At 55.4% G+C, this 20,023-nt stretch carries 23 protein-coding genes and 1 tRNA gene; 12 read left to right on the top strand and 12 right to left on the bottom strand.

Annotated elements, in window-relative coordinates; all coding sequences use genetic code 11:
- The first annotated feature begins 52 nt into the window (after positions 1–52).
- Positions 53–895, top strand: a complete 843-nt coding sequence (locus FHS72_RS05550; protein WP_183526839.1) for a fumarylacetoacetate hydrolase family protein — start codon at positions 53–55, stop codon at positions 893–895.
- Positions 892–1,701, top strand: a complete 810-nt coding sequence (locus FHS72_RS05545; protein WP_183526836.1) for an SDR family NAD(P)-dependent oxidoreductase — start codon at positions 892–894, stop codon at positions 1,699–1,701. The genes FHS72_RS05550 and FHS72_RS05545 overlap by 4 nt, the downstream gene beginning before the upstream one ends.
- Positions 1,702–1,759: 58 nt before the next feature.
- Here the strand turns inward: FHS72_RS05545 and FHS72_RS05540 are convergent, their stop codons facing one another.
- The 6 genes from FHS72_RS05540 to FHS72_RS05515 all read right to left on the bottom strand — a co-directional run bounded on the left by FHS72_RS05540 (position 1,760) and on the right by FHS72_RS05515 (position 6,730).
- Positions 1,760–2,224 carry a MarR family winged helix-turn-helix transcriptional regulator gene (locus tag FHS72_RS05540; RefSeq protein ID WP_183526833.1) on the bottom strand — a complete coding sequence of 155 codons (465 nt, stop codon included), beginning with the start codon at positions 2,222–2,224 and terminating at the stop codon, positions 1,760–1,762.
- A gap of 263 nt (positions 2,225–2,487) precedes the next feature.
- Complete coding sequence (locus FHS72_RS05535) at positions 2,488–2,865, bottom strand: hotdog domain-containing protein (RefSeq protein ID WP_183526831.1); 378 nt, start codon at positions 2,863–2,865, stop codon at positions 2,488–2,490.
- Positions 2,858–3,271 carry a RidA family protein gene (locus FHS72_RS05530; protein ID WP_183526828.1) on the bottom strand — a complete coding sequence of 138 codons (414 nt, stop codon included), beginning with the start codon at positions 3,269–3,271 and terminating at the stop codon, positions 2,858–2,860. The genes FHS72_RS05535 and FHS72_RS05530 overlap by 8 nt, the downstream gene beginning before the upstream one ends.
- The gene (locus tag FHS72_RS05525; RefSeq protein WP_183526825.1) at positions 3,268–3,711 is read right to left on the bottom strand and encodes an acyl-CoA thioesterase; all 444 of its coding nucleotides are present in this window, start codon (positions 3,709–3,711) and stop codon (positions 3,268–3,270) included. The genes FHS72_RS05530 and FHS72_RS05525 overlap by 4 nt, the downstream gene beginning before the upstream one ends.
- Positions 3,708–4,451, bottom strand: coding sequence for an SDR family NAD(P)-dependent oxidoreductase (locus tag FHS72_RS05520; protein ID WP_183526823.1), 744 nt, complete (start codon positions 4,449–4,451; stop codon positions 3,708–3,710). The genes FHS72_RS05525 and FHS72_RS05520 overlap by 4 nt, the downstream gene beginning before the upstream one ends.
- The gene (locus FHS72_RS05515) at positions 4,448–6,730 is read right to left on the bottom strand and encodes a bifunctional salicylyl-CoA 5-hydroxylase/oxidoreductase (protein ID WP_183526820.1); all 2,283 of its coding nucleotides are present in this window, start codon (positions 6,728–6,730) and stop codon (positions 4,448–4,450) included. The genes FHS72_RS05520 and FHS72_RS05515 overlap by 4 nt, the downstream gene beginning before the upstream one ends.
- A gap of 258 nt (positions 6,731–6,988) precedes the next feature.
- Here FHS72_RS05515 and FHS72_RS05510 point away from each other — a divergent pair, with 258 nt between their 5' ends.
- On the top strand, positions 6,989–7,411 hold the full coding sequence (locus FHS72_RS05510; protein WP_183526817.1) for an acyl-CoA thioesterase: 423 nt from the start codon (positions 6,989–6,991) through the stop codon (positions 7,409–7,411).
- A gap of 40 nt (positions 7,412–7,451) precedes the next feature.
- Here FHS72_RS05510 and FHS72_RS05505 read toward each other — a convergent pair whose 3' ends face one another.
- Complete coding sequence (locus tag FHS72_RS05505) at positions 7,452–8,336, bottom strand: DMT family transporter (protein WP_183526815.1); 885 nt, start codon at positions 8,334–8,336, stop codon at positions 7,452–7,454.
- 118 nt (positions 8,337–8,454) lie between these two features.
- Positions 8,455–8,531: transfer RNA gene (locus tag FHS72_RS05500), tRNA-Ile, on the bottom strand.
- A 126-nt stretch (positions 8,532–8,657) separates the two neighbouring features.
- Between FHS72_RS05500 and purM the strand changes: the two genes are divergently transcribed.
- The 4 genes from purM (at position 8,658) to FHS72_RS05480 (ending at position 12,007) form a co-directional block, all read left to right on the top strand.
- A complete protein-coding gene (gene purM / locus FHS72_RS05495) occupies positions 8,658–9,701 on the top strand; it encodes a phosphoribosylformylglycinamidine cyclo-ligase (protein WP_183526812.1) in 1,044 nt (347 codons plus the stop codon).
- Positions 9,698–10,297 (top strand): phosphoribosylglycinamide formyltransferase, encoded by a 600-nt coding sequence (gene purN / locus FHS72_RS05490; protein ID WP_183526809.1) that lies wholly within the window; start codon positions 9,698–9,700, stop codon positions 10,295–10,297. The genes purM and purN overlap by 4 nt, the downstream gene beginning before the upstream one ends.
- 85 nt (positions 10,298–10,382) lie before the next feature.
- Entirely contained in the window at positions 10,383–11,540 is a 1,158-nt protein-coding gene (gene rnd, locus FHS72_RS05485) for a ribonuclease D (protein WP_183526807.1), read from the top strand.
- 62 nt (positions 11,541–11,602) lie between these two features.
- Entirely contained in the window at positions 11,603–12,007 is a 405-nt protein-coding gene (locus FHS72_RS05480; RefSeq protein ID WP_183526805.1) for a SufE family protein, read from the top strand.
- Between the two features lie 7 nt (positions 12,008–12,014).
- On the opposite strand, the gene FHS72_RS05475 is transcribed toward FHS72_RS05480, so the two are convergent.
- Positions 12,015–12,629, bottom strand: a complete 615-nt coding sequence (locus FHS72_RS05475; protein WP_183526802.1) for a DUF1638 domain-containing protein — start codon at positions 12,627–12,629, stop codon at positions 12,015–12,017.
- 209 nt (positions 12,630–12,838) lie between these two features.
- A complete protein-coding gene (locus FHS72_RS05470) occupies positions 12,839–13,543 on the bottom strand; it encodes a corrinoid protein (RefSeq protein ID WP_183526799.1) in 705 nt (234 codons plus the stop codon).
- Positions 13,544–13,690: 147 nt separating this feature from the next.
- On the opposite strand from FHS72_RS05470, the gene FHS72_RS05465 reads away from it, so the two are divergent.
- Entirely contained in the window at positions 13,691–14,773 is a 1,083-nt protein-coding gene (locus FHS72_RS05465) for a PA0069 family radical SAM protein (protein ID WP_183526797.1), read from the top strand.
- 49 nt (positions 14,774–14,822) lie between these two features.
- On the opposite strand, the gene bmt is transcribed toward FHS72_RS05465, so the two are convergent.
- Both bmt and FHS72_RS05455 read right to left on the bottom strand, forming a co-directional pair.
- A complete protein-coding gene (gene bmt, locus FHS72_RS05460) occupies positions 14,823–15,836 on the bottom strand; it encodes a betaine--homocysteine S-methyltransferase (RefSeq protein WP_183526794.1) in 1,014 nt (337 codons plus the stop codon).
- Between the two features lie 216 nt (positions 15,837–16,052).
- Positions 16,053–16,367 carry a DUF1476 domain-containing protein gene (locus FHS72_RS05455; RefSeq protein ID WP_183526791.1) on the bottom strand — a complete coding sequence of 105 codons (315 nt, stop codon included), beginning with the start codon at positions 16,365–16,367 and terminating at the stop codon, positions 16,053–16,055.
- Between the two features lie 134 nt (positions 16,368–16,501).
- Here FHS72_RS05455 and purC point away from each other — a divergent pair, with 134 nt between their 5' ends.
- The 4 genes from purC to FHS72_RS05435 are packed head-to-tail and all read left to right on the top strand — an operon-like array spanning position 16,502 to position 20,018.
- Positions 16,502–17,266: a phosphoribosylaminoimidazolesuccinocarboxamide synthase gene (gene purC, locus FHS72_RS05450; protein ID WP_183527602.1), complete on the top strand. Its 765-nt coding sequence runs from the start codon at positions 16,502–16,504 to the stop codon at positions 17,264–17,266.
- Between the two features lie 50 nt (positions 17,267–17,316).
- Positions 17,317–17,547, top strand: coding sequence for a phosphoribosylformylglycinamidine synthase subunit PurS (gene purS / locus FHS72_RS05445; protein WP_183526788.1), 231 nt, complete (start codon positions 17,317–17,319; stop codon positions 17,545–17,547).
- Positions 17,547–18,215: a phosphoribosylformylglycinamidine synthase subunit PurQ gene (gene purQ / locus FHS72_RS05440; RefSeq protein ID WP_183526785.1), complete on the top strand. Its 669-nt coding sequence runs from the start codon at positions 17,547–17,549 to the stop codon at positions 18,213–18,215. The genes purS and purQ overlap by 1 nt, the downstream gene beginning before the upstream one ends.
- A gap of 48 nt (positions 18,216–18,263) precedes the next feature.
- Positions 18,264–20,018, top strand: coding sequence for a sensor histidine kinase (locus FHS72_RS05435; RefSeq protein ID WP_183527600.1), 1,755 nt, complete (start codon positions 18,264–18,266; stop codon positions 20,016–20,018).
- The last annotated feature ends 5 nt before the right edge of the window (positions 20,019–20,023 follow it).

Raw genomic sequence — 20,023 nt, 5'->3', positions numbered from 1 at the left:
TTTAACGCGCTTCCGATGCACCAGCGTCGGAAGCCATACGAAAGTAGATTTGATGAAGCTTCTTCGCTACGGGCCTGCGGGCTCTGAACGTCCTGCCATTCTTGATGGGTCCGGCCAGATGCGTGACCTGTCCGGGGTCGTCGCGGACATTGATAGGACGACGCTTGCGCCTGATATGATGGCTAAACTTGCGGCACTTGATGTCGAGAGCCTGCCAAAAGTAGACGGCACACCGCGCATCGGGTCCGCTGTGGCGCGGCCCGGCAAATTCCTGTGCGTGGGCTTGAATTACGCCGACCACGCCCGCGAAACTGGTAAAGAACCACCCGCCGAACCTGTGTTGTTTTCCAAAGCAACAACAGCGCTTTGCGGCCCAAATGACGACGTGGAAATCCCGCGCGGATCAGACCGGACCGATTGGGAGATCGAGCTGGGAATCGTGATTGGTTCACGTGCGAAATACGTCAGCGAAGACGACGCGCTTGACTATGTGGCGGGCTACACGCTGATTAACGACGTCTCTGAACGTCGCTTCCAATCCGAACGTGGTGGCCAGTGGGTCAAAGGCAAAAGCCACGACACGTTTGGTCCGGTTGGTCCGTGGATGGTGTCGAAAGACGAAATCGCGGACGTGCAAAACATCGACCTGTGGCTTGATGTAGACGGCGAGCGTCGCCAGACGGGCAACACCAAAACGATGATCTTTGGCGTTGCACATCTGGTCCACTACATCTCGCAATTCATGACACTTGAAGCAGGTGACATCATCGCGACGGGCACACCTCCGGGTGTTGGTCTTGGGATGAAACCGCCGACCTTCTTGAAAGAAGGCCAAGTTGTCACGCTTGGGGCCAGTGGTTTGGGCGAACAGCGTCAATTGATGGTGCAAGCATGAGCGTCGATTTTGAAAAAACCAAAGCAGCATTGACCGATCTGGCAGGTAAAACCGCGATTGTTACGGGCGGTGCGCGTGGACAAGGTGCGGTTGAGGTCGAGCTTTTGGCGACGGCTGGCGCATCAGTTCTGATCTGCGATGTGCTGGAAGACGAAGGCAAAGCACTAGCCGAACGCCTGCAGAGCGACGGAAAATCCGTGCAGTTCTTCAAGTTGGACGTCACATCCGAAGACGAATGGGTCGCAGCACTTGCCACCGTCCGCGCATGGACTGGCCGTTTGGACGTGTTGGTGAACAACGCGGGCATTATTAACCGTAAAATCATTCGCGATATGACCGTCGCGGAATGGCGCATGGTGATGGATGTGAACGCAACCGGAACGTTTATCGGGACCAAATTATCGGCACCATTGATGGCGGAAACCGGTGGGGGAAGTATCGTTAACATTTCCTCAAACAGCGCGTTTTCCGGCCATTACGATCCTGCTTATACCTCGTCGAAATGGGCGATCCGTGGCTTGACCCGCACAGCGGCGATGGAATTTGCGGACGATGGTATTCGCGTGAACGCGATCTGCCCAGGCTTGATCGTGACCGATCTGAACCGCGCGTCCCCGCATCTGGGTCCGATGATCAGCATGACGCCGGCGCAACGCGCGGGCGAAGCAGACGAAGTGGCGCAACTCGTGCTGTTCCTCGCAGCCGACGGGTCCAAGTTTATCACAGGCGAAGATTTTGTGATCGACGGCGGCTTTACGGCGGGGGCAGGATACCGTCGCGTCGCGAAGGAAACAGGGCTGCTTTAATGCGCTAACCTAAAACCAAAGCCCTCCGTTTTGATGAACGGGGGGCTTTTTTATGCGCTTAAGATTTCCGGCGGATATCTAGCATAATCGAAATACCACGCGCCGCGTCGGTTTCGGTCACATCCGCAAACAGTTTATCGATCCATTCCAGATGGTTAGCTGTCATTTCGTCCATCAAAACACGGCCCTTTTCAGTGATCCGTACCAAGAACGCTCTGCGGTCGCTTTCCATATTTGTGCGTTCGGCCAAACCTTCGCTCACCAAACGATCCACGACGCCAGTGACGTTACCGTTCGAGACAACAAGATGCGTGGAAAGTTCGCTCATCTTCATGCCTTCAGGCGTTGCGTGTAGTGTGGCAAGAACATCAAAACGCGGCAATGTTGTATCATAGCCAGACCGCAATTCATCGCGCAGCACACCTTCGACGTGGCGCGTCGCTTTGAGCATTTGCAACCAGAGGCGTAGCCGTTGGCGTGCAAGATTATCATCGGTGATTTCGGTTTTTGAGTCAGTGTTCATCGAAATGCCTCTGGGTATGCGCAATAAAATTTACTTTATATATCAATTTTTCATACTGAAGATAAAGACCAAAGGTGGATTTAGATAGAGGTCGCTTTTTGTGCGTGTTGACTCGCCAAATGCAAATACCGCCATCAGGACTGACCTAATGACGGTATTTCAATATCGCTGTAGTCTCAACGCTGCGAACTGCACAGGTTATCCGCCGGTGACGAGGTTGAACCTTCAAGCGGTTGTGCGCCTGTGGCGAGAGCGCCCGTGACCTAAGCCAGCTTGCGCGGACGACCATTGTCATCGACAGCAACGAGTACAACATCGGCGCGGAAAATGCCGATGGACTCGCCTTTAACGTCAGCCCATCCCGACAGGGCAACCGTAAACGACGAATTCCCTTTGCGCGTCAACTCGCTATGGATTGCGAACTCTACGCCCGCTGGCAGAACTGCAAGAAACGTCAGCTCTTTGATCGACAAGATCAACGCATCGCCGCCCGATATTTTCATGCCAGCAAGGCCCGCCGCACGATCAAGCTGGCCCATAATCCACGCGCCCGTGACAGCGCCACGCGGCGTCACGGATTCAAATGAACTCATCGTGATGAGAACCGGCGCGCTGTCTGGCCGCTGAACTGGGTCAGTCATGCGGAATGACCGCAGTGGCTTCGATTTCGATTTTGGCTTCGTCTTCCATCAAGGCGATGACCTGCACAACGGCCATCGCGGGAAAGTGGCGACCAATCACATCGCGATATGCAGCACCAAAAGCACGCAGGTTTTCGTTATATTCCTGCTTGTCCGTGATGTACCACGTCAGACGCACCAGATGTTCAGGGCCAGCGCCAGCGCTTTCCAGAACAGCCACGATATTCTCTAAGGTCTGGCGGAACTGGCCCACCATATCGAGGTGTTCCCACGTTTGCTGCGCGCTCCAACCGACAAGTCCGCCAGTGAAAATCAGCTTTCCCTCTGCCATCACGCCATTTGAATAGCCTTTTGCAGGGGCCCAGCCGTCTGGCTGTAGAAACATATGTGGTGTTAAAGCGGTCATGAGAGGTCTTCCTGATTAGAATTAACGGATAGAAGATAGCGGGTCATCGCGGCGCGTGGCGCGTCAGGCCACGGGTGCGATGTTCCGGTTTGGATGTTTGCGTGGACCAGCGTTGCTTTGCAGGCGAACCTGCGTTCGTCTTCGCAATGGCACTCGATCTGAAGCGTCAGCGACGACGTTCCAACACGTTTGGCCGTGATCGAAATCGTGAGCCAGTCTTCAAGGCGGGACGGTGCATAAAACCGCGTCTCGATATTGCCCATCGGCGTGCCAAAACCATCAACGAGACCCATAGTGGCCCAGCTAAAGTCCAACGCATCCGAGAAAAAGCGTTCGGTCGCGGACGAAATCATTTCGAAATAGCGCGGATAAAAGACGATACCTGCGGGGTCGCAATGGTTGAATTCGACCTGACGGCGGATCGTGAAGACGTCGTTCATGTTTCACCTCCAGACACTGAAATACTTTGGCCTGTGACCATATCAGAGCCGTCAGAGCAGAGCCAAAGCACCGTTTTGGCGACGTCTTCGGGCGGTACAAGGCGGTGCATCGGGTTAGTTTCTTCCAGCGATGCGCGGGCCGCTTCCACGCTACGTCCGGTTTTCTCCACGATGTTGGCGATGGACCGTTCGGTCATTTCCGTGTCCAGAAAGCCGGGGCAGATCGCGTTCACGGTGATGTTCTTGCGTGCCAACTCAAGGGCCACAGATTTCACCATGCCCACGACGCCATGTTTCGCCGCCGCATAGGGGGCCACGTATGGATAGCCTTTCAGGCCAGCGGTTGAGGCAATCGCGATCAGACGGCCCCACGGCTTGCCCTTCATCGCTTTTGCCCCTTCGCGCAGAGTCAAAAAGGTGCCTGTTACGTTGACTTTCATCATCCGTTCAAAGGCGTCCAACTCGGTTTTCACAAACGGCGCGCTTTCCGATGCGCCCGCATTGGCGATCACGATATCTGGGGACACGGTTGCGATGGCGGTTGAAATCGCCACTTCATCCGTGATGTCCGCGACGACTGCTGAGATATTTGAATGCTTTGCTGCAACGGCCTCTAGCGGTGCGATGCGGCGACCACAGATCGTGACCTTAGCACCAGCATTGGCAAGCTCTAGTGCGATGACCGCGCCGACGCCCGATCCACCGCCTGTGACAAAGGCTGTTTTTCCTTTCAGGCTCATGATGACATCGCCTTGGCGCGTTCGGCCAAAGAGTTCGCCTGACGACGACCGCCTTCATATGGGGCAGGCCACGTCTGATCCGTGTCACCAAGTTCAACAGCCGCATGCAGCGTCCAGTAAGGGTCCGCTAAATGCGGTCGCGCCAGCAACACAAGATCCGCACGACCAGCCATCAAGATCGAGTTGACGTGATCTGGCTCGTAGATGTTACCCGCAACCAGAGTAGGGGCGCCAACATCGTTACGCACACGGTCCGAGAACGGCACTTGGAACATGCGTCCGTAGACAGGCTGTTCCGCTTTGTCGGTCTGACCAGACGACACGTTGATCGCATCCGCGCCCGCATCACTGAACATCTGTGCGATATCAACGGCTTCTTCGGGGTGGATACCGTCGTCGCCCATCCAATCGTGCGCCGAAATACGCACTGTCATCGGCTTGGATTCTGGCCAATGGGCGCGCATCGCGGCAAAGATTTCCAACGGGAACCGCATCCGGTTTTCTAACGTGCCGCCGTATTCATCGCTGCGTTTGTTCGTGACGGGCGAGATGAACGACGCCAAAAGATACCCGTGTGCCGCGTGCATTTCGATCATGTCGAAACCTGCGGCGTCTGCGGCTTTGACGGATGCGATGAATTGGTCTTTGACCAAATCCATATCCGCGCGATCCATTGCTTTGGGAACAGGGTTGCCATCCATCAATGGCAGCGCAGAGGCGGATAACAAGTCCCAGTTGCCGCTTTCCAACGGCTGATCGATCCCGTCCCATGCCAAACGTGTGGACCCTTTGCGGCCTGCGTGGCCGATCTGGGCACAGATTTTCGCAGGGGTTTCCGCGTGAACAAAGTCGGTCAAGCGTGACCATGCTGGTACTTGGTTTTCGCTGATACATGGGCAACCGGGCGTGATCCGGCCTTGTTTTGAGACGCATAGCATTTCTGTGAAGACCAGACCCGCACCACCTTTGGCGCGTTCGGCGTAATGCACAAAATGCCAATCGGTTGGGTTGCCGTCCTCGGCTTTGTACTGGGCCATCGGGGATACGACGACGCGGTTCTCTAACGTCATATCGCGCAGCGTGAACGGCGCAAACATCGGGCTACGACCAGAGGTGCTGCCTGCTTTTTTCTGGAACCAGCTTTCGGCTTCGGCCATCCATTCGGGATCGCGCAGGCGCAGGTTTTCGTGGCTAATCCGCTGAGAGCGGGTCAGCAAAGAATAGCTGAATTGCATCATGTCGAGCGTCAGGTAGCGTTCAACTTCTTCAAACCACGTGGTGGAGTTCCGTGCGGCGGAGGTCACGCGCAACACCTGCAATTTGCGTTCGTCTTGGTATGTCTGCAGGGCCTCTTGAACGGGCTTGTCGGAATCCAACTCGTCGGCCAGCGCAATAGCACTTTCCATGCCCAGCTTTGAGCCAGACCCGATTGAGAAGTGCGCCGTCGCAGACGCATCGCCCAATAGCACGACATTTTCAAAATACCAGTTTTCGCAGGTCACTCGTGGAAATTGGATCCAAGCAGAGCCGCGAATGTGGTTCGCGTTGGTCATCAACGGGTGGCCGCCGAGGTGTTTCGCGAAAATCTTTTCGCACAGAGCGATGCTGTCGTGTTGATCTAAGGTGTCGAACCCAAACGCTTTGTAGGTCTCTGGGCCGCATTCCACGATGAACGTCGCTGTGTCGTCGTCGAATTGATAGGCGTGCGCCCAAACCCAACCGTGCTCGGTTTCTTCAAAGATAAAGGTGAAAGCGTCGTCGAATTTTTGATGTGTGCCAAGCCAGACAAAGTGATTTTCACGCATGTCGATTTCAGGTTTGAATTGATCGGCATAGACCGACCGTACCTTGGAATTCAGGCCATCGGCCGCAACAACCAAGTCATGCGATACCTTCAGCTCTGCGATCGACTCTTCGGTCATGTTGGTTTCAAAAGACAGCGTAATGTCCAGTTCACGCGCCCGCTCTTGCAGCACTAACAACAATTTCTTACGGCCAATGCCGCAGAAACCATGCCCGCCAGAGGTGATTTCCTCGTCGCCACGCACTGTCTTGACGTCATCCCAATAGGCAAAGTTATCGCGGATCATCTTTTCGCTGATCGGATCGTTCACTTCAAAGTTGGACATTGTTTCGTCCGACAGAACCACTCCCCACCCAAAGGTGTCGTCAAAGCGGTTGCGTTCAAAGACGGTGATGTCGTGGTCTTTGTTGCGCAGCTTCATTGAAATCGCGAAGTACAGACCCGCGGGGCCGCCACCAAGAATTGCTATTTTCATTGCCGTCACCTTTTTGCTGGATGGCCTCCACCCTTGGGGCTGCCATTTACTTTAAATATGAAGTTAAATTGGAGCCTGTGATCTGTCAATGCTCAACAGTGCCGAAATGTGATCTAAGCCCTTTTGTCACATATTCCTGATGCATAAGGGCAGGGTGGTCGGACCGGTTAGAGTTTGACATGGTGTTTCGCTTTAAGCATAAACAATTTTAACTTTACACCAACTCAGCTGATTTCGGTTGCACAAAGAGGAACGCCAATGCCTTTTACAATTTCTAAGCCAATGCGATTTGGGGACTGCGATCTGACCGGGATCGCGTACCATCCTGCCTATCTGTCATATCTCGTTGACGTAAACGAAGCCATGTTCGCGTCGTTTGGTGTGACGTGGAAAGAACTGATGTTCGACCGCAAGCTGGGTTTGCCTAGTGTAAAAATGAACATCGAGTTTAAAAAACCTGCGGTTTACGGCGATATTTTGGACTTTAACGTTCATGTGCGCAAAATCGGACGGGCATCGCTGGACCTTTATACCGTGGTCAAAGTCGGTGAAGACGTGATTTGGACGATTGAGCAGTTGATTGTGATGACCTCGACAACCGACCATAAATCCCACCCGTGGCCAGATGATTGCCGTGCAGGGCTGGAACGGTATCTCCACCCTGAAATGGCGCCTGAATAACAAACAGATGTAGCGGTCGGTTTCGGGAGGTGGCCTCTCGTTACCGCCGCTTGCCGCGCCAGAGAATGAACAGGCCGGAAAACACGATCAAGCCAGAGCCAAAGATCATCGCAGGGCTGAGTTTTTCGCCAAATAGCACCACGCCCAATGTGATTCCGAACAGCAATCTTGTATATCGAAACGGCGTCACGGCGGACACTTCGCCAGTACGCATCGCTTTCATCAGGCAAGAATAAGCGGCGACGCCCGCGATGACTGACCCCAACATATGCAGCATCGTCGACACGTTGGGGTAGATATACGCGGCACCTTGCCAGATCGAAAACAGGCCGCCCGCGACCATAACCGCCAGAAATCCGTATAGCCCGAGGATGGATGTGCTCAGCGTCGCAGGGGCTGCGCGGCTGGCAAGATCGCGGCCGGCAAAGCCGATCATCCCGATAATCGCCAAAATCGACAACGCGGAAAAACTATCGGTGCCCGGCTGGATAATGACGACAACGCCAATTAACCCGATAAAGATCGCAGTCCACCTGCGCCATCCAACCTTTTCGCCAAACACCAACGCAGCACCCGCGACCACGACCAGCGGCGTAGCCTGTAAGATCACAGTTGCGGCTGACAACGGGGTTAACGCGATAGCGAGGACGTAAAACAACCGACCTGCGATCTCGAACACGACGCGGATACGCATCGGGCGGGACACAACATCGCGGACAAACAACGGCTCGTGGTTCAGGCGCGCCAAACCAGCAAACACGATAGTACCACCAAGACCAAAGATAACCAAGATCTGACCGACAGGCAGGACCGTTGACGCAATCTTAAGAAACGAGTCCTCAACGGCAAAAAGCGCCATCGCGCAGATCATCCACATGCTGCCAAGCAGGTTCGCGCCGCGATCAGTAGCAATTTGTGTGGTCATGCGATTTCCTATGTATGCGCCAACGTGGGCGACATCCGACAGCATCGCTACGCCAAGTTATTCGATACGCGACGCGGTCTGTCAACGAACGTCTAACGCGCCGTCAGCAATAGGGAAATGGTAGGCCCGGCAGGACTTGAACCCGCAACCAAAGCGTTATGAGCGCTCTGCTCTAACCAGTTGAGCTACAGGCCCCCCGACGCTTGAGGTATCAGACAGGCCGCAAGGGTCAAGATGGAAAACGGCACACCCGATCCTAGAAATGTTTGCGCCTTGTCCGATGTTGGGCTATCGCAGGCGCAAATCCTTGGGGGACGACACATGACCAGCAAAAACGGCCTGACATATGCGGACGCGGGCGTTGACATCGACGCGGGCAACACATTGGTTGAGCGGATTAAACCAGCAGCCAAACGGACCAAACGCAGCGGCGTGATGGCCGGCCTTGGTGGCTTTGGCGCGTTGTTCGACCTAAAGGACGCGGGCTATGTTGATCCGGTTCTGGTAGCGGCCACAGACGGCGTTGGCACCAAGCTGCGGATCGCGATTGATACGGGCAATGTGGACACGATCGGGATTGATCTGGTCGCGATGTGTGTGAACGATCTGGTTTGTCAGGGGGCAGAGCCGCTGTTTTTCCTTGATTATTTCGCGACGGGCAAGTTGGAGCTCGACGCGGCGACACGGATTATTAACGGTATTGCGGCAGGCTGCGAAGCATCCGGTTGCGCGTTGATCGGCGGTGAGACGGCGGAAATGCCGGGCATGTATCACGATGGCGACTTTGATCTCGCGGGCTTTGCAGTCGGTGCGATGGAACGAGGCCGCGATCTGCCGCGCGGTGTGGGCGCGGGCGATGTGCTGTTGGGGTTGGCCTCTGACGGTGTGCATTCGAACGGCTATTCACTGGTGCGCCGGATCGTGGAAAAAAGCGGGTTGGCATGGTCCGACGATTGCCCATGGGGTGATGGGACACTGGGCGAGGCGCTGCTTGCGCCGACGCGTCTATACGTGAAATCGACGCTGGCGGCTGTGAAAGAGGGCTCTATTCACGGTCTGGCCCATATCACAGGCGGTGGTTTGACGGAAAACCTACCACGTGTTCTGCCCGAAGGATTGGGCGCCGATATTGATCTGGGCGCATGGGAATTGCCGCCTGTTTTCAATTGGTTGGCAGCGGAAGGCGGCATGGCCGAGGCCGAGTTGCTCAAGACATTTAACTCTGGTCTGGGCATGGTTGTGATCTGTCCGGCGGATCAAGTCGAGACCGCCAAGGCCACGCTGACGGCGGCTGGTGAAACAGTGTCCGTGATCGGCGCCGTGACCGCAGGCGAGGGCGTGCGCTACACTGGGTCGCTGCTGTGACAAAACGGGTCGCGATCCTGATTTCGGGGGGCGGCTCGAACATGGTGGCGCTGGCGCGTGCTATGACGGACGACTATCCGGCGCGGCCTTGTCTGGTGTTGTCGAACAGGCCCGATGCGGGTGGCTTGGACACGGCCCGCGATATGGGCATTGCGACGGCTGTGGTCGATCACCGTAACTTTAAGAACGACCGGCATGGCTTTGAATTAGAAGTACAAAAGGCGCTTGAGGCCGCAAAGCCGGACATCATCTGTCTCGCTGGTTTCATGCGGATTTTGACACCGGAATTCACCGCTGGCTGGGCCGGAAAGATGCTGAACATTCATCCGTCGTTGCTGCCAAAGTACAAAGGTTTGCACACCCACGCCCGCGCCCTAGAGGCTGGCGATGCGCAGCACGGCTGTTCAGTACACGAGGTCACAGGTGAATTGGACGGTGGCCGCGTTCTGGGTCAAGCCCGCGTGCCTGTACTGGCAGGCGACACGCCAGACGATCTGGCCGCACGGGTTCTACCCTTTGAACACCAGCTCTATCCCGCTGTTTTAAAACGGTTTGCATCGGGTGACGCGACGCCTGTGATGCTCGGTGGGGGTTGACCTTTTCAACCGTTCCATGATCGCGTAGTACAAGGCACCCATCCTGGGCGGCACCCAAAGACTGACAAAGAAGAGATCAGCTCACATGAAGACAATCACGACAACCGACGATCTTGCTGCGTTTTGTAAAGAGGCCGCCAAGCGGGCTTATGTGACTGTTGATACAGAGTTTTTGCGCGAACGGACCTATTATTCCAAGCTGTGTTTGGTGCAATTGGCCTATCAAGACGAGGCGGGCAACGACGCCGTTCTGGTCGATCCGTTGGCTGGCGAATTATCGCTAGAGCCGCTTTATGATTTGTTCCGCGACCACGGCGTAGTTAAAGTATTCCATGCAGCGCGGCAGGATCTCGAAATCTTCTATGTGGATCAAGGCGTTATTCCAGAACCGCTGTTTGACACGCAAGTCGCTGCGATGGTGTGCGGCTTTGGTGAACAGGTTGGTTACGAGACGCTTGTGCGTAAAATCGCGAAGGCGGATTTGGATAAATCATCACGCTTTACCGACTGGTCACGCCGTCCTTTGACGGATGCGCAGGCGCAATATGCTGTCGCTGATGTGACGCATTTACGTGATATTTACGAATTTCTGTCCGCTCAATTGGCCAAATCGGGCCGTGCAAAGTGGGTCCAAGAAGAATTGGGCATTTTGCAAGATCCGGCGACCTACGAAGCGAACCCTGATGATGCGTGGCAGCGTGTGAAAACACGCAACAACGCGGGTCGTTTTCTTGGTATCGTGCGCGAATTGGCGCGGTTCCGCGAGACTTTTGCACAAGAACGGAATATTCCGCGTAGTCGTGTCTACAAAGACGACGCGCTGGTCGAGCTTGCATCAACAAAACCGCAATCAGAACAAGACCTTGGGCGTTCACGTCTGTTGTTGCGTGATGCCCGTAAAGGCGAGATCGCAAAGGGCATTTTGACGGCTGTGAAGGTCGGTTTGGAATTGCCAAACGACGCATTGCCAAAGCCGGATGCGAGCCGGACAAAGCTGCAAGTGAACCCGGCAATCGCAGACATGCTGCGCGTTCTGCTGAAATCCAAGTCCGAAGGCGAAGGTGTCGCGCCAAAATTAATAGCAACAGCGGCTGATCTGGATGCTCTGGCTGCAGGTCAACGCGACGTGAGCGCATTAAGCGGATGGCGCAAAGAGGTGTTTGGCCGCGACGCGATCATGCTATGCGAAGGCAAAATCGGGCTCAAAGTTGACGGGCAAAAGGTTGTTCCGGTTGAGTTATAACGCAAAGGCTGGACGAACAGGCAGATGCGGCCTAGACCAAAGGCTGCAGAAGGAACATGAACATGGCGACGGAAGCCTTTGAAGACATTGCAGAAACCTTCGAATTTCTCGACGATTGGGAAGACCGGTATCGCCATGTGATCGACATGGGCAAAGCGATGCCCGCGATGGACGACGCGTTGAAAGTGCCCGCAACCAAGGTCGATGGATGTGCCAGCCAAGTGTGGTTGCAGCCACGGATCGCTGACGGCAAATTCTACTTTGACGGTGATAGCGACGCGATGATCGTGAAAGGTCTAATAGCGGTTTTGCAGGCGCTGTATACCGGTGTTCCGGTTGGCGATGTGGCCAAGATTGATGCGAATGCCGAATTGGGCCGCTTGGGATTGAATGACCACTTGTCAGCGCAACGCTCGAATGGCGTGCGGGCAATGGTTGAGCGTATTCAACTGGTTGCGGCTGGTTAGAGACCCTTTAGGTCAGGCCCGTTAACTCTGTTTCCAGATCGCCATAGCCTGTGAAGCGTCGTTCAAACGGTAGCTGTAGGCGCCCAGCATACGTTTCCGCAAGCTGCGTCAGGGACGGGTCATCGGTTTGGGCTTGATACACAAGCTTGGTGTAATGCCCAAAATACATGTCCCGTAGCACGTCGAACTTCGCCGGATATTTGGCAAAACCCAGTGGTTCCCAGACAAACGAATCGAATTGCCGGACCAGAAAATCCGTGAGGTAAAACGCCGTGATCTCGTCGTTTGCTGCGAATGCGGCGTTGCCTTCAAAAAACGAATAGCAATGTGGTCCTGCCAGCATCTCGACGCCGAGATCGCGGCAGGCTGTTTCCAGCTGTCCGCCAGTGCCGCAGTCTGCGTAAACCACAAATATTTTAGCGTAAGACCCGCGATATTTTGCAACAGCGTCACGCACCGCTGGGACGATCTTTTCGGGGTGATTGTGATAGATCGCGGGCAGACATTGCAGGTCGAGATGGTCGAGACCGTTGGCTTGGTTTACCGCGAGTATTTCACGCGCAAGCGCCCCACAAGCGAGCAGCAGAATGCGCCCCGCTTTAGGATCCGCCGCCGGTATCATCGTAGTCTGTGGCGTAGAATCATTCTGACGCCAAAAGCCGCGACCAGCGCAATCGGAATCACCGTGGATGCTGGTGCGAGACTAATCGCAAAGGCTGTGATGCCCCCCGCGATCAGTACTGAAATGAGGATAATAGCAAAGAGTGTTGTTGGCATGATATGTCCCCCCCAGGACTCTTTAACTATGAAGTCAGATTGAGGGGGATTCAATCAAGCCGTTGCCCCGCTTTGATTATGTTTGCGCGCGACGAAGGTTTTAGCCGTCTCAACAGCCACAGCCGCATCTCGGCAATAGGCGTCTGCGCCGATGGCTTTACCAAATTCCTCGTTCAGCGGTGCGCCGCCGACCAGCACGATGTAATCGTCACGAATGCCTTTTTCGATCAGCGTGTCGATCACGACTTTCATGTAAGGCATGGTGGTGGTGAGCAGGGCGGACATGCCCAAAATGTCAGCCGATTCTGCTTCTAACGCCTCAAGGTAGCTTTCCACGGCGTTGTTAATACCAAGGTCGATGACTTCGAAACCAGCGCCTTCCATCATCATACCAACAAGGTTCTTGCCGATGTCGTGAATGTCGCCTTTGACCGTGCCGATAACCATCTTGCCGACCTGTGGTGCGCCTGTTTCCGCGAGCAAAGGTTTCAGGATGAACATCCCACCTTTCATCGCGTTCGCGGCCAAAAGCACCTCTGGCACAAACAAAATACCGTCGCGAAAATCGTGGCCCACGATAGTCATACCACCAACCAGCGCTTCGGTCAGGATGCGGTAGGGCGCCCAATCGCGCGACAGCAGGATGTTAACCGATTCCTCGATCTCTTCCTTCATGCCGTCATACAGATCGTCAAACATCTGCGCGACAAGGTCTTCGTCGTTGAGTTCTGACAGGATGATTTCGTCTTCGTCGGACATGGGAGGTCTCCGGTAATATCTGGCACAATGCCCTATACGTCTTACTAATGCGCTAAGATACTAAATTCCATTGAACATTTCGCGACATGATTATGAACAATCCCGACCTTTTCTTGCTAACGTTCCCTTAATGTTCTAGTGACAGGCATGGCAGAGCATCCGGTCCAACCCAAACACCGCGCCCTTGGCAGGGCGGCACTGACGAATCCTGACAATCGCTATGACCGTTACAGCGGTGAGGCGGTGGATGACGGCTGGCCGCGTGACGAGGAATTGCCGGTTCTGCGCACCACAGTCACGGATGAACGCCCGCGCAAGGTGATCACCCGAAACACGTCGCCCGATCTGTCGTTTGACCGCACGATTAACCCTTATCGCGGCTGCGAACATGGCTGTATCTACTGCTTTGCCCGCCCGAGCCATGCGTATCTAGGCCTGTCACCGGGGCTAGATTTTGAGACGCAACTCATTGCCCGCCCTGACGCGCCAGAGGTGCTGCGGGCGGAATTGTCCAAGAAGTCTTACGTGCCCGACACCATCGCGATCGGCTCGAACACCGATCCGTATCAGCCAATCGAACGGGACCGCAAAATCATGCGCGAGATTCTCAAGGTGTTGTCGGCGTTCAACCATCCGGTTGCGATCATCACAAAAGGCACGTTGATCGAACGCGACATTGATATTCTCGCACCAATGGCCGCTAACGGCCTGTTGCGAGTGGGGATTTCGGTGACGACTTTGGACAATGCGACGTCGCGCGCGATGGAACCGCGTGTGCCACTGCCCGCCACACGATTGCGCACGATCCAACGGCTGTCAGAGGCAGGGATACCCGTCCGCGCGATGGTGTCGCCTGTGATCCCCGCGCTGACCGACCACGAACTAGAAGCGATTGTGACCGCCTGCGCCAAAGCGGGTGCTGTGGCTGCGTCGTCGATCATGTTGCGCTTGCCGCAAGAGGTCGCAGGGCTATTTCGTGATTGGGTGGCTGAGACATATCCAGACCGCGCTGCGCGGATTATGGCGCGGGTGCGTGAATTACATGGCGGTAAGGATTACGATCCGGCTTTTGGCACGCGCATGACGGGGCAGGGTGAATGGGCCGCTTTGATGAAACAACGGTTTCAACTGATCACGCGGAAACTGGGGCTGGACCGCAGTTTGCCGCAGCTTCGGACGGATTTATTCGCAGTGCCGCCCAAAGCGGGCGATCAACTGCAATTGTTCTAGGGGCCGATTTTTCTAGAAAAATCGTACAAAATTTCGCGAAATTTTGGGATTACCCTTTGCGACGACCGCGCCGTGCTGCCCGCACCGGACCTGCGCCGTCTGTGCCGTCTGATTCGGACGAAAACGCACCCATCGCTTGGGTGATCGTCTCCAAGGTTGGCGTCTCTTTGCGCGGTTGAGTTTCCAGTGCCGCACGCATGCTGCGTAGGTGGTCTGGTGTTGTCCCGCAGCAACCGCCAATGATTTTCGCGCCGCAATCACGGGCAAGGATCGCGTAATCGGCCATCAATTCCGGCGTGCCATCATAGTGGATATGACCGTCGTGGAATTTCGGAATGCCTGCGTTGCCTTTGGCAATCAACGGGAAGGGCGCACCAGAGGCGAGGCCAAGCACGGTGCGCAGCAGATCGGACGCGCCAACGCCACAGTTTGCGCCAAAAGCGAGCGGTGCGTGGTCGATCTTGCCGACCATTTTGGTCATTTCTTTAGACGTCACACCCATCATGGTGCGGCCAGCGGTGTCAAAACTCATCGTGCCACACCACGGCATATCGGCCAGCGCAAAAGCTTCGGCGGCCGCTTTGTATTCTTCGGCAGCTGAAATCGTTTCAACCCACAGCACATCCGCGCCGCCTGCTTTCAGGCCTTCGGCTTGGGCGTGGAACATCTCAACGGCCAATGCGTGGGCCAGCGTGCCGCCCATGTGGTCCATGATGTCGCCTGTCGGGCCAACAGAGCCCGCAACGATCACTTTGCGGTCCATTGCATCTGCGACCTCGCGGCCAATCTCAGCGCCGACTTTGTTCAATTCGAACACGCGGTCCTGATAATTGTGCAGCTTCAGGCGTGACGCGTTGCCGCCAAAGGTGTTGGTCAGGAAAATGTCGGATCCGGCGTGTGCCGCACCTTCATACAGGGCTTTGATCCGGTCGGGGTGGTCGACGTTCCACATTTCTGGAGGCTCGCCTGCTTCCAAACCCATGTTGAAAAGGTTAGTGCCGGTGGCGCCGTCGGCGAGCAGCCAATCACGTTCAGCGAGCAATGTTGCGAATGCGTTGTTCATGATGGTCTCCGCCTTGGGTTTGTGGCGCGGCTGCGCGAAATGTCAGCGGGGCATGTCACGGGCGACAGATTGGATCAACTGAAATTTTGTACTGAACATTATGAGGTGCTGTATCAATGCGCATGAAGGGGCCGCCGCGTACAGGCCACAAAAAAAAAAAATGGCGCATCCATGTCGGGCTGCGCCATTTAAGATGTTTGAGACTGAAAGCGAGGCTTAAAGTTCGTCGATCAACTGCGCTTTGGCTTCGATCAGGCATTCCGCCATTTTCGCGCGGATTGTGGCCTCGTCTGCCTTTGAACCCAGATCGCCGGAGACTTTGCGGTAGACGTCTTCGTGGCCTGCTTCTTCGAAATCGGATTTGATGACTTCTTTTGCATATTCCGCCGCATCGTCACCGGATTTGCCCATCAGGTCAGCCGCCCAAAGGCCCAACAGCTTGTTGGCGCGGGCTTCGGCTTTGAACTGCATTTCTGCGTCATGGGCGAATTTGTTTTCAAATGCATTTTCACGGTCTTTAAAGGTAGACATGGCAATTCCTCTGATCGGTTATACTGTCGTTGTCATTGATATGACGTCACGCGGGCTTGCTCGCAAGGGGTGCTTGGATTATGAGGCGCGCTATGACGCATCGCGCTGCGCGGTGTGACACGGGGAATGTTGGCATGGCACGTCGCAAACTGGTCTACGAAGGCAAAGCGAAAATTCTGTACGAAGGTCCTGAACCAGGCACCTATGTCCAGTATTTTAAGGATGATGCGACCGCATTCAATGCCGAAAAGAAGGCGGTGATCGAAGGCAAAGGCGTGTTGAACAACCGTCTGTCCGAGTATTTCATGAACGGGTTGACCCAAATCGGCGTCCCCACACATTTTATCAAACGGTTGAACATGCGCGAGCAGTTGATCCGTCAGGTCGAGATTATTCCGCTGGAAGTCATCGTGCGCAACTTTGCAGCAGGATCGATGGCGAAACGTCTGGGTCTTGCCGAAGGCATGGCATTGCCGCGTCCGATCGTTGAGTTTTCATACAAAGACGACGCGCTGGGTGATCCGCTGGTGCCAGAAGAATATATCGCAGCTTTCGGTTGGGCGACCCAGCAGGAAATGGACGATATCGTCAGCATGGCGCTGCGGGTGAATGATTTCATGTCCGGTGTGATGTACGGTGTTGGTATCAAACTGATCGACTTTAAAATCGAGATCGGCCGTGTCTGGGATAACGAGTTCCCACGTTTGGTTGTGGCCGACGAGATCAGCCCGGATAGCTGCCGTTTGTGGGACATCGAGACGGGCAAAAAGCTGGATAAAGACGTATTCCGTCAGGATTTGGGCGATTTGGCTGATGCCTATACCGAAGTCGCAAAGCGTCTCGGCGTTCTGCCGACCAACGTGACCCACGCGCCAACGAAGCCTACTTTGATCAATTAAGCGGTGCGCCGTTTGAGTTGTTATAGCGAAATGAAGATGAGGACCTGCCGATGAAAGCCCGTGTGCATGTGATGTTGAAAAACGGTGTGTTGGACCCGCAGGGGGCTGCTGTAAAGCACGCGCTAGGCACGTTGGGGTTTGCTGGTGTTGAAGATGTGCGTCAGGGTAAAGTGATCGAGCTGGAATTGGCCGAAGGCACAACTGAGGCCACGATTGGCGAGATGTGCGAAAAGCTGCTCGCGAACACGGTGATCGAAAGCTACCGCGTCGAGGTGCTGTGATGCGCGCCGCCATTATCGTCTTTCCTGGTTCCAACTGTGATCGGGATATGGCCGTGGCCCTGAAGGCTGCGGGTGCGGATGTGAGCATGGTTTGGCATAAAGATGCCACGTTGCCGGAAGGTGTGGATCTGGTTGCGGTGCCCGGTGGGTTTTCGTTTGGCGATTACCTGCGCTGTGGTGCGATTGCGGCGCAAAGCCCTGTCTCACAGGCAATTGTCGCGCATGTTGAGCGCGGCGGCTATGCGCTTGGTGTATGTAACGGGTTTCAGGTGTTGACCGAAACGGGCCTGCTGCCGGGTGCGTTGATGCGCAATGCAGGTCTGAAATTTCTGTGCAAAACCGTTGGCTTGAAGGTTGCGACAACAGCGTCCGCCTTTACCGAAGGCTACGCCAAAGGGGATGTGGTGAACTATCCTGTTGCCCATCACGACGGCAATTACACTGCTGATCCCGAAACGCTGGCTGTGCTGCAAGGCGAGGACCGGATTGCGTTTACCTATGCGCAGAACCCGAATGGCTCTGTTGCGGATATCGCAGGTGTGTTGTCCGAGAACCGTCGCGTGCTGGGTATGATGCCGCATCCGGAACGTGCCGTCGACGCAGGTCACGGTGGGACTGACGGTAAAGCGCTGTTCGCGGGCCTGCTTGGGCAATTGACCGCCGCGTGATCGCGTGGTCGCTTGTAGGAAATCATGACCCGTCCTAGACTTGCGCTTATGACGCAAGCTGCTGCCTCTTCTAAACCCAAACGTCCGGACCGTTGGCTGTTTCGCATCGCTGTTGTGGCGGTGTGTGTGATGGCGATTGTCGTGATTTCCGTCACGAATAATCTGCTGACGCAGCGCTTTACGGCCAGCACAAACACGCGGGCTGAGGTGCGGTTGACGCTTTATGTGGCCAGCTTGATGAGCGAGTTGCAGCGCAATTCCATTGTCCCGCAGTTGTTGGCGCGTGACCCTGAACTGATCACCGCTTTGCAGGATCGCAACTATTCGTTGTCCACGCAGCGGTTGTTGTCGTTTGTGGACGAAATCGGGGCGGCGTCTTTGATGTTGCTGGATCGCGATGGGCGTACGGTCGCGGCGACTGATCGCAACAAGATTGCTGAAATCCACAAATCAGAACCTTATTTTGTGAATGCTTTGCGCAGTAATGCCACGACGTTCACGGTGGCCGCACGCGAGGCGGGCGGCTACGTCTTTGTCTATTCCCGCAAGATCGAAGCCAGCGGCGTGGTACTGGGTGTCATCACCGTCGAGGTCGACATGGCCAAGTTGGAACGCGGCTGGGCAGGGGTGTCGGACGCTGTCTTCGTGACCACCAGTCAGGGCGACATCATTCTGGCAACAGAGCCGCGCTGGCGTGGCTTGCAAGAGGCTGATGCCTTGTCGCGTCAATCTGCGCCATCCGCAATTGAACGAGCGCTGCAGGCGACCCAAGAATGGGCTGATCCGCCGATTGATATCTACTTGGGCGGCGAGGCCGTGCTGCGCCGCGAAATCCGTGTGCCTTTCCAAGGCTGGCGTATGGTCAGTTTCACGACCTACAGTTCGGTCCGCGAAAAGGTGAACGGCGTTCTCGCCATCGAGGTGATGGGATTCGCGATCTTGCTGGCGCTGATGTTCTGGCTGTCCAACCGCAAAACCACGTCGCGCCTGATCTTTTTTCAACGCGAGTCGGCAGAGTTGCGCGCATTAAACGCACGACTGCAGCGGGAAATTGCCGAACGCGAGAAGGTTGAAAAGACGCTTGAGGTCGCGGAATTAACGCTGGCGCAATCGTCAAAATTGGCGGCCTTGGGCGAGATGTCAGCGGCGGTTAGTCACGAGCTGAACCAGCCGCTCGCTGCGATGAAAACCTATCTCGCGGGGGCGCGGTTGTTGCTGCAACGCAAACGCCCCGATGAGGCCCTGTCATCCTTCCAACGCATCGATGATCTGATCGACCGCATGGGGGCGATTACCCGTCAGTTGAAATCATACGCCCGCAAAGGCGGTGATGCGTTTGAACCTGTGGATACAAGGGCTGCGGTGTCGTCTGCCTTGATGATGATGGAGCCTCAGTTGAAAACCCGCGACGTCGATATCACCCGCACATTGCCGTCCGGACCTGTGATGATCATGGGGGACCGGCTACGGCTAGAGCAGGTGATTATCAACCTGTTGCGCAATGCATTGGACGCCACAAAATTGTCCGATGACCCTGCGATTGAGATCATCCTCGCGGCCGGCGACACAGTCAGTCTGACGGTCCGCGATAACGGGCAGGGGATTGATAATCTCGACGAGTTATTCGAACCATTTTACACCACCAAAGAGCCCGGCGATGGCGTTGGCCTAGGGCTTGCGATTTCATCCGGGATCGTAAACGACCTTGGCGGACGCCTGACTGCGCGAAATGCAGTGGCGGGGGGGGCTGTTTTTGAGGTGCAGCTCCCTATCTATGAAGAACAGATAGCTGCGGCAGAATAAGGAAT

It is taken from the genome of Yoonia ponticola (assembly GCF_014199395.1).
Taxonomy (GTDB): Bacteria; Pseudomonadota; Alphaproteobacteria; order Rhodobacterales; family Rhodobacteraceae; genus Yoonia; species Yoonia ponticola.
The sequence above is the reverse complement of the archived record's forward strand: the minus strand, read 5'-3'. Positions and strand labels throughout refer to the sequence as shown.

Coding starts and splice junctions, on each gene's coding strand:
- FHS72_RS05550 (WP_183526839.1), top strand. CDS start 53: ATGAAGCTTCTTCGCTACGGGCCTGCGGGCTCTGAACGTCCTGCCATT.
- FHS72_RS05545 (WP_183526836.1), top strand. CDS start 892: ATGAGCGTCGATTTTGAAAAAACCAAAGCAGCATTGACCGATCTGGCA.
- FHS72_RS05540 (WP_183526833.1), bottom strand. CDS start 2,224: ATGAACACTGACTCAAAAACCGAAATCACCGATGATAATCTTGCACGC.
- FHS72_RS05535 (WP_183526831.1), bottom strand. CDS start 2,865: ATGACTGACCCAGTTCAGCGGCCAGACAGCGCGCCGGTTCTCATCACG.
- FHS72_RS05530 (WP_183526828.1), bottom strand. CDS start 3,271: ATGACCGCTTTAACACCACATATGTTTCTACAGCCAGACGGCTGGGCC.
- FHS72_RS05525 (WP_183526825.1), bottom strand. CDS start 3,711: ATGAACGACGTCTTCACGATCCGCCGTCAGGTCGAATTCAACCATTGC.
- FHS72_RS05520 (WP_183526823.1), bottom strand. CDS start 4,451: ATGAGCCTGAAAGGAAAAACAGCCTTTGTCACAGGCGGTGGATCGGGC.
- FHS72_RS05515 (WP_183526820.1), bottom strand. CDS start 6,730: ATGAAAATAGCAATTCTTGGTGGCGGCCCCGCGGGTCTGTACTTCGCG.
- FHS72_RS05510 (WP_183526817.1), top strand. CDS start 6,989: ATGCCTTTTACAATTTCTAAGCCAATGCGATTTGGGGACTGCGATCTG.
- FHS72_RS05505 (WP_183526815.1), bottom strand. CDS start 8,336: ATGACCACACAAATTGCTACTGATCGCGGCGCGAACCTGCTTGGCAGC.
- purM (WP_183526812.1), top strand. CDS start 8,658: ATGACCAGCAAAAACGGCCTGACATATGCGGACGCGGGCGTTGACATC.
- rnd (WP_183526807.1), top strand. CDS start 10,383: ATGAAGACAATCACGACAACCGACGATCTTGCTGCGTTTTGTAAAGAG.
- FHS72_RS05480 (WP_183526805.1), top strand. CDS start 11,603: ATGGCGACGGAAGCCTTTGAAGACATTGCAGAAACCTTCGAATTTCTC.
- FHS72_RS05475 (WP_183526802.1), bottom strand. CDS start 12,629: ATGATACCGGCGGCGGATCCTAAAGCGGGGCGCATTCTGCTGCTCGCT.
- FHS72_RS05470 (WP_183526799.1), bottom strand. CDS start 13,543: ATGTCCGACGAAGACGAAATCATCCTGTCAGAACTCAACGACGAAGAC.
- FHS72_RS05465 (WP_183526797.1), top strand. CDS start 13,691: ATGGCAGAGCATCCGGTCCAACCCAAACACCGCGCCCTTGGCAGGGCG.
- bmt (WP_183526794.1), bottom strand. CDS start 15,836: ATGAACAACGCATTCGCAACATTGCTCGCTGAACGTGATTGGCTGCTC.
- FHS72_RS05455 (WP_183526791.1), bottom strand. CDS start 16,367: ATGTCTACCTTTAAAGACCGTGAAAATGCATTTGAAAACAAATTCGCC.
- purC (WP_183527602.1), top strand. CDS start 16,502: ATGGCACGTCGCAAACTGGTCTACGAAGGCAAAGCGAAAATTCTGTAC.
- purS (WP_183526788.1), top strand. CDS start 17,317: ATGAAAGCCCGTGTGCATGTGATGTTGAAAAACGGTGTGTTGGACCCG.
- purQ (WP_183526785.1), top strand. CDS start 17,547: ATGCGCGCCGCCATTATCGTCTTTCCTGGTTCCAACTGTGATCGGGAT.
- FHS72_RS05435 (WP_183527600.1), top strand. CDS start 18,264: ATGACGCAAGCTGCTGCCTCTTCTAAACCCAAACGTCCGGACCGTTGG.